The following is a 7,764-nucleotide window of genomic DNA, read 5'->3' as shown; positions in this document are numbered from 1 at the left end:
TAAATCATCGACCAAGAAAGTGTCTTAATTGGTGTACACCTTATGAAATTTTCACTGTAAGTCTGTTGCAGTTAAATTGACAATTCATCAAATTAAAAAAATCCTTTGTAAAAAGTAAATTTCACAAAGGATTAAAACGTCTATTCATTTAAATCTGAACGTACTTCAGAATCATGTGACTTATCTAACTTAGCTTCGTCATTTTCTTCTGAAATTTGTTCCATTTCTTTTCCTAATTCTACAACATCACTAAAATCATCAACCATTTCATTATCTGGTTCAGCTGTATCATTGGATTCGAAATTTTGGTTTTCATTCTTAGCCAATTTAATCACCCCACACTTTTACTAAGCAAAACGTGCTGTGAAATAATGTCTCACATCTTCTGGTAATCCTTCAGCAGCCGCTTCATCTAAGATCACATTAACCATACGGTGTGCTTTTAAATCAGATGGTTCAAAGCTTGTTTTACCATTTTCTTCATAAAGTTTATGCACAACTTCTTTTTTATCGCTACCAGTAATTACTAGAATTACTTCACGTGATGAAAATAGTCCTTGATTCACACTTACGTCCAATTTACCATTTGTATCGATAGAAAGTACTTGTGTAATCAATTTTCCTTTATTTTCTTTTGTTTTAATCTTATCTTTAATGAAAGACTCTGTGTCTTCACCAAATGAAACGCTATATATTTGACCGCTTGGCACGCCAAGTGCTTCAAAATATGATTTATTATTATCATAGTCCAATACATTAATTTGACTAAAATCTACTGCATGTTTATCTACATTTTTCTTTAATTCATCCAATACCGGTGCATTTTCGCTTGAAAGATGTACACCAGCAATCGTTGTAGGATTGTTATTAAATTGTTTTCTTAAAATATCTGCAGCATATTCAGCTACAACTTGTTCATTTTCAAAAATTTTAAAGTTCATTGCCATAATCATTACACTCCTCTTCTTCTATTAAGAACCGTTCTAGCATTATTTTTATTATTACCCTTGTTAGTATAGCCCTAAACCATTTACTTTATATGAAATATTTATGATTTATTAGATTAACATTTACAACTTAGCTTAATTATACAAAGCTTTAGTATCATTTTCACTTATTTTAACAATTATTAATGTAATTCTGGGAAATTCTGTTGTCTTAAGGCTTCATAAATCAGCAATGATGCCGTATTTGATAAATTCAATGATCTAATATTATCATTCATCGGAATACGTAAAGCTGTATCTGCATATTGTTCCTTTACCCAATCCGGTAATCCAGTTGTCTCACGTCCAAATATAAAATAATGATCGTGTGTTACATCTGTAAAATCAAAATCAGAATAAGTCTTTTTACCAAATTTAGTTAATAAATAATACGTACCTTCTGTTGCTTCAAAAAATGCTTCGATGCTTTCGTGATAAGTAATATTTACTGTTTCCCAATAATCTAGCCCAGCACGTTTCAACATTTTATCATCCGTACTAAAGCCTAATGGTTTTATTAAATGTAAATGTGTATATGTGCCAGCACACGTTCTTGCAATACTACCTGTATTACCTGGTATTTGTGGTTGAAACAGTACAATGTGATTTGTCATGCGCTTACTCGCTCCTCATTTCAAGTCCTTTGATCATTTCGTTTTGGACTTCTTCTAATTCTTGATCATAATGTTGTTCTATAAATGCTCTTGCCGCTTCACCTTGAATTTGTCCAATAGCCCAATATGCCGTACCTCTTATCATTGGTCGAGGATCAGTTAATGCAACGTCTTGTAATTCAGGTATTGCTGCTTCTTCTTTAAAATGTGCCAATGCAACAATTGCATTACGTTGTATCGGCTTCTTCCCCCTCCAAGCACCTGCTAAATGTCCATAAGTATTTTTAAATTCCTTATTACTCATTTTCAATAATGGCACAAGCCTTGGCTTTAAAATTTCTGGTTCTAATATTATATCATCGTGTTGTGTATTTATACCTTTATTTCTCGGACAAACTTGCTGACAAGTATCACAACCATATAACCGGTTACCAATTTTATAGCGGTATTCATCAGCTAAATAACCTTTAGTCTGTGTTAAGAAACTAATACATTTCTGACTATTTAACTGACCATCGCCAACCAATGCACCTGTTGGACATCGATCTACACAAATTGTACAGTCACCACAACTATCTATAAGTGGATCATCGGGCGGGAATGGTATACTCACTAGCATTTCCCCTAAATAAGTCCAAGTACCTAATTCGGGATTAATAACAAAACCATTTCTCCCGGCATAACCTAAACCTGCGCGTTCTGCCACTGCTCGATCAGAAAGCACGCCCGTATCAACCATTGACTGTATCTCTACATCAGCTACTTTAGATTTCAAATATTCGCCTAATTTGTCTAGGCGCTTTCTCATAATTGTATGATAATCTTGCCCCCAAGATGCACGCGCAAACATACCTCTACGATCACCTCTTACACTTTTGGGCGCACCTTTAAGCTTATTGGGATAACCAACAGCAATTGCTATAATTGATCTAGCAGTCGGTAAGGATAATTTAGGTTCAGTTCTTAATTCAATATCAGATTCTTCAAATCCCGAAGCATAGCCCTTAGCATGATAATCTGCTAATTTTTGTTTTAACTCGTCAAAAGGGTCTGCCGTAGTAAACCCAATACTATCAATACCAATTGTATGTGCATAATCAATGACATCTTGTTTCAATTGGTTTACATCCATTTATTACACCCCACAATACAAACATACATTTTACAGTTTAACATATTCCAAAGCATTTGAGCGTCATTCAATCATGACTTTTGCTAAAAATACACTTTGAATTTCTTGGCAAAATATCATCTATTAAATGTAAAAATAATTTTGATAAAAGCGTAATTTTTTTTATCAATTAATGCATTTTCCATAAAGATAAACAATTTTAATGATAGTAATTTTAAAACACGTTTCAAGCCATTCACTTCAGGAATGATAGCTTAGAAACGTGTTGTATGACTGCCATTTATGCAATTTTATAATACACGACTTAAAAAGTTTTTAGTTCTTTCATGTTGTGGATGAACAAAAATATCTTCTGGTGTTCCCGATTCAACAATAACACCATCTGCCATAAATACGACCTTATCACTGACATCTCGAGCAAAATTCATTTCATGTGTAACGACCACCATAGTCATGCCCTCTTTTGCCAAATCTTTCATAACTTTTAAGACATCACCCACTACTTCAGGGTCTAGGGCAGAGGTTGGTTCATCAAATAGTAGTACTTCTGGATTCATCGCTAATGCTCTAGCAATCGCAACCCTTTGTTTTTGACCACCTGATAATTGCGATGGATACGATTCTGCTTTGTCTGCCAATCCAACTTTATCCAACAACACTTCGGCTTGCTTTCTCAAATTATTTTGTGTATCTTTTTTTAATAAACCTGGTGCAAGCATAATATTTTCAATCACTTTTTTATGAGGAAACAGATTAAAATTTTGAAAAACCATACCCATTTGCTGACGTAATTTTTCTAATTCTGTATCTTTACTTGTTAGACTATTATCTTTAAAAATAACATCGCCACTTGTCGGCGTTTCTAATAAATTCATACAACGCAATAACGTACTTTTACCACTACCTGAAGGCCCAATTATAGCAACAACTTCACCTTTGTTCACAGTAAAATGAATCCCTTTTAAAACTTCATTTTTATCAAACGACTTATATAGATTTTTAATATTAATCACTGACCTTCATTCTCCCTTCAAAGTAGTACATTATTCTAGATAATGTGAATGTAAGTATAAAGTATAATATCGCAGCCACAATGAGTGGTGTAAAAGGATCAAATGATGCCCCCTGAACAACTTGTGCATTGAACATAATTTCACTAACTCCAATGACAGATACAATTGAAGATTCTTTAATAACTGTTACAAATTCATTACCTAGAGCAGGTAAAATATTTTTTATAGCTTGCGGTAAAATAACACTCTTCATTGTCTGCCCATAGGTTAGACCTAAGCTGCGTGCTGCTTCTGACTGCCTTTTGTCTACCGCGTTTATACCTGCTCTGATAATTTCCGCGATATACGCTGAGCAATTAATTACTAGCGCAATCATCCCACAAATTAGCGCTGAAATATTTAAACCGAGCACTGCTGTTGTACCAAAATAAACTAAAAATACTTGCACCAATAATGGTGTACCTCTTAAAAATTCAATATATGCAGATGCAAGCCATCTCAATACTCGTACTTTGCTAAGTTTTAATAATGCAATAACTGCGCCAAATACAGTTCCTAATAATACCCCAACAATTGATATTAATATCGTATTTTGAATCCCTTTAATAAAGAAATTACCGTATTTAGTAAAGAAATTACCATCATCTTTTTTCATTGCTTCTGCTGCAGAATCTTTATAATCATCAATTAATTTTTTATCTTTTACATCTTTGATTGTTGCGTTTAATTTACTCATGAGTTTAGGTGAATGCTTAGGTGCAGCAATTGCAGTACTTTTGCTACCTTCATTAAATTTTACATTTTTGGCAAAAGTTAAGTCTTTATTTTGTTTTAAATATGCTTCAGCTACTGGTCCTTCAATAACCATTCCTTTTACTTTGCCGCTTTTTAGTGACATGATTACTTCCGGTACTCTTGTTAATGACTGAATATCTGCATTATCTATTTCAGTTTGTGCTAACTTTTCTTGCTGTGTCTGTTTTTGAACTCCTATTTTTTTATTTGCAAAATCATCTAAATCTTTTAATTTATCAGCATCAGATTTTTTTACTATCATTTTTTGTTGTACAGACATATATGGATTAGAAAAGTCTACTTCCTTTTCACGTTCGGGAGTAGGAGTCATTCCTGATATAATTAAATCAATTTTACCTGTTTTAATAGCCCCCAATAAACTATCAAATTGCATATTTACAATTTTTAATTTTAAATGATTATCCTTGGCTACTTTTTTAGCTAATTCAATATCTATCCCTGCATATTCCGATTTACCATTTACATTGTGTTCAAATTCATAAGGTGCATAATCAGCAGATAAACCGACTCTTAATTCACCACGTGCTTTTATTTTCTCCCATTGATCCTGTTCTGCTGCGTGGGCTTCAGGATTTATGTAACTTATAGTGCTACTTATGATTAAAATCATCATTAGTATTAACTTAAAAATATATTTCATAGAATAACTCCTCTCCACATGATTAATTATTATACATTTTTACGTAATAATATTCAAGTAAGATTTTTGAAATACACTTTATTCACTATATAATAGCTACATAAAATAGAATTTATGCAAATTTAGTGCATAAAAAAAAGAGACCTTTTATTCGGTCTCTTAATTTCTATTGCTTTGGTATTTCAAATTGATATATGTCGTCTGTATAACTATTCATGAATTTTTTACATAATTCATGAACAAAAAAGGCAGACACAAAAGGTATTATAAAATAGCCAAATACTAATAAAATTATATTCATTGTTGGGTCACCATCCATGCGATTAAATGCATTAATTGGGCCTACTAGACCTGTATAACCAAATCCAGCGGACATTGGTGTCCCTTGTATACCTATAAAATAAGCAACCAAACCGCAAATAATTCCATTAATCGTTAAAGGTATTGCAATAACTAAGTGTTTGAAATATACCGGAATCATCATTTTTGCTGCACCTATAATAAGGACTAAATTAACGCCAGCACCATTGACCCTAATTGAACCAAACAAGAATGTAACACAGGCTGCTACTATCCCCATATTTGCTGCACCACTACCTAAACCAGATAATCCTATTGCCGTGGCAATCGCTACAACTGATATTGGTGTTACCATTAATAAACTATAACTTACACAAATCAAGATAGACATTAACATAGGATTAAGCTCAGTAAATGAACTTACGACATGTCCAATACCTTTGGTAACGTTTGATACATATCCTAAAGTATAAACACCTACAATTCCACTTATCACAGGTATAACTACTGGTAAAATTATCATTTCTAATGAACCAAGTTTATTTTGTAATAATAAATATAAAAAACATGCAACAACAACTACCAATATAGTGTTGATGATATCGCCAATGCCATTTAATATAAAACCTTCAGGTGTGCTTTTAACAGCACCACTACCTAACATAGCAGATACACCAATCATCGTTGCTCCAGCTCCGTTAAATTTAAATTGATGTGCCGCCATTACACCAATAATAAATGCCATAAATGATTGTATTAATACTACAAGTTGATAAATAGTTTCCAATAATTGATTTCCGTCTTTAAAGAACTTCAATAGTTCTCCTAATAATGCATTTGGGATTAACGCAATTACAACACCAGCACCAACTGCTTGTAGTATATTGCCGAAAAATTGTTTCCCTCCAACATTATTTTGCTTTGATTTTCCCATTAAACTTTCCTCCAAATATAACATTAGACTAATGATATTACACTTTAGAATAAACTACAATCTAATTTTTAGCCTAGTTATAGACTACATATAGAAATGTTAAACAGTTCTTTAACTTAATCATTCATATACAAACTTCATAAGAAATTCTACAAATACAGAAGATTATTTCTAACCTATTTATAATCATAAATAAATATCAAAATATTAATTTTCTATATTAATAACTTTGTACTAAAACAAAAGTATATTTGTGAGAATCTTGTAAGCTGTAAATATTATCACGATGTCCACTCAGTGACCAAAATTTTAAAACTTAATGGAGTTTAATGGAGGGTATAAAAAAAGAAACCCCGCAACGACGGGATTTCTAAACTGTGTTGATGGCTCATGATGTTATTATAGTACCGGTGGTCGGGATCGAACCGACACTCCAAGAAGGAACGGGATTTTGAGTCCCGCGCGTCTGCCAATTCCGCCACACCGGCTTAATTGTTATCATTTAATAATTTCAAGATCAATTCATATGACTTTGAAATGGCATAAATATATTATATAACTTTCATCTTTTGTCGTCAATAGATTTTTGCGATAAAGCGCGTATTCATTGGTTTCTTAACTATAAATTAAGCTCAACTAATATTGAAATATGTCACTATTTCATTTTGAAAATTATGTACATTTAAAAATAGTATTTAGTAGTTCATAAATGAATATTCACCTCTGAACAACCTACATGAGACACTAATTTTATTTTAATAGCATTTAATCATTTATTACTTCATTTTCTCGTTCATGGATCATTTGGGTAATTTCGTTGTATTCATTCATTACTGCCACTTTAGGTGTATGACTGAGTAGTTCAGTTTCATTTAACTGCGCATAAGTCATGATAATTATGACATCTCCTACTTCAACAAGCCTAGATGCAGCACCATTCACGCATATCTTACCACTACCCCGTTCACCTTCAATAACATAAGTTTCAAAACGAGCACCATTGTTATTATTTACTATTGCTACCTTTTCATTCGCTAATATATCCACTGCTTCTAATATATCTTTATCAATCGTAATACTACCAACATAATTTAAATTAGACTCTGTAACTCGAGCTCTATGAATTTTTGCATGCATCATTGTTCTAATCATCAACTTTTTACTCCTATACTTATTCACTAAAGATTATATTCTACTTAACTGTTTAAAAATATCACAACCGCACTACCAATATTAAAGGCTGTACACTTTTAACGGTTGGTGAGTAAAATCATCAATCGTTATTTTTATGTTTGAATACAAAAAAGCACAAATATCTCTATAATTATA

The 7,764-nt window shown here is 32.2% G+C and carries 8 protein-coding genes and 1 tRNA gene; all 9 read right to left on the bottom strand.

Annotated elements, in window-relative coordinates; translation table 11 throughout:
- Nucleotides 1–140 precede the first annotated feature (140 nt).
- Nucleotides 141–326 (bottom strand): SAS053 family DNA gyrase inhibitor, encoded by a 186-nt coding sequence (locus tag ACSULM_RS12250; RefSeq protein ID WP_436863089.1) that lies wholly within the window; start codon nt 324–326, stop codon nt 141–143.
- A 21-nt stretch (nt 327–347) separates the two neighbouring features.
- Nucleotides 348–947 (bottom strand): 6-phosphogluconolactonase, encoded by a 600-nt coding sequence (locus tag ACSULM_RS12245; RefSeq protein ID WP_436854221.1) that lies wholly within the window; start codon nt 945–947, stop codon nt 348–350.
- A gap of 182 nt (nt 948–1,129) precedes the next feature.
- Nucleotides 1,130–1,600, bottom strand: coding sequence for a tRNA (uridine(34)/cytosine(34)/5-carboxymethylaminomethyluridine(34)-2'-O)-methyltransferase TrmL (trmL, locus tag ACSULM_RS12240; protein ID WP_436863087.1), 471 nt, complete (start codon nt 1,598–1,600; stop codon nt 1,130–1,132).
- A gap of 4 nt (nt 1,601–1,604) precedes the next feature.
- The gene (queG, locus tag ACSULM_RS12235; RefSeq protein ID WP_436863085.1) at nt 1,605–2,732 is read right to left on the bottom strand and encodes a tRNA epoxyqueuosine(34) reductase QueG; all 1,128 of its coding nucleotides are present in this window, start codon (nt 2,730–2,732) and stop codon (nt 1,605–1,607) included.
- 290 nt (nt 2,733–3,022) lie between these two features.
- Complete coding sequence (locus tag ACSULM_RS12230; protein ID WP_436863083.1) at nt 3,023–3,745, bottom strand: amino acid ABC transporter ATP-binding protein; 723 nt, start codon at nt 3,743–3,745, stop codon at nt 3,023–3,025.
- Nucleotides 3,738–5,201, bottom strand: a complete 1,464-nt coding sequence (locus ACSULM_RS12225) for an ABC transporter substrate-binding protein/permease (protein WP_436863080.1) — start codon at nt 5,199–5,201, stop codon at nt 3,738–3,740. Before ACSULM_RS12225 ends, ACSULM_RS12230 begins: the two co-directional genes overlap by 8 nt.
- A gap of 166 nt (nt 5,202–5,367) precedes the next feature.
- Nucleotides 5,368–6,435, bottom strand: a complete 1,068-nt coding sequence (locus ACSULM_RS12220) for a PTS transporter subunit IIC (protein ID WP_436863078.1) — start codon at nt 6,433–6,435, stop codon at nt 5,368–5,370.
- Nucleotides 6,436–6,840: 405 nt separating this feature from the next.
- Nucleotides 6,841–6,923 (bottom strand) — tRNA-Leu (locus tag ACSULM_RS12215).
- Nucleotides 6,924–7,200: 277 nt separating this feature from the next.
- Nucleotides 7,201–7,587 carry an aspartate 1-decarboxylase gene (panD, locus tag ACSULM_RS12210; RefSeq protein WP_436854226.1) on the bottom strand — a complete coding sequence of 129 codons (387 nt, stop codon included), beginning with the start codon at nt 7,585–7,587 and terminating at the stop codon, nt 7,201–7,203.
- Nucleotides 7,588–7,764 lie beyond the last annotated feature (177 nt).

Source organism: Staphylococcus caeli, assembly GCF_051413795.1.
Classification (GTDB): Bacteria; Bacillota; Bacilli; order Staphylococcales; family Staphylococcaceae; genus Staphylococcus; species Staphylococcus caeli_A.
Note: the sequence above shows the minus strand (reverse complement) of the source record. Positions and strands in the feature narration are given on the sequence as shown.

Excerpts from the sequence above, each read along its gene's own strand:
- ACSULM_RS12245 (WP_436854221.1), bottom strand. The coding sequence starts at position 947 with ATGGCAATGAACTTTAAAATTTTTGAAAATGAACAAGTTGTAGCTGAA.
- trmL (WP_436863087.1), bottom strand. The coding sequence starts at position 1,600 with ATGACAAATCACATTGTACTGTTTCAACCACAAATACCAGGTAATACA.
- queG (WP_436863085.1), bottom strand. The coding sequence starts at position 2,732 with ATGGATGTAAACCAATTGAAACAAGATGTCATTGATTATGCACATACA.
- ACSULM_RS12225 (WP_436863080.1), bottom strand. The coding sequence starts at position 5,201 with ATGAAATATATTTTTAAGTTAATACTAATGATGATTTTAATCATAAGT.
- ACSULM_RS12220 (WP_436863078.1), bottom strand. The coding sequence starts at position 6,435 with ATGGGAAAATCAAAGCAAAATAATGTTGGAGGGAAACAATTTTTCGGC.
- panD (WP_436854226.1), bottom strand. The coding sequence starts at position 7,587 with ATGATTAGAACAATGATGCATGCAAAAATTCATAGAGCTCGAGTTACA.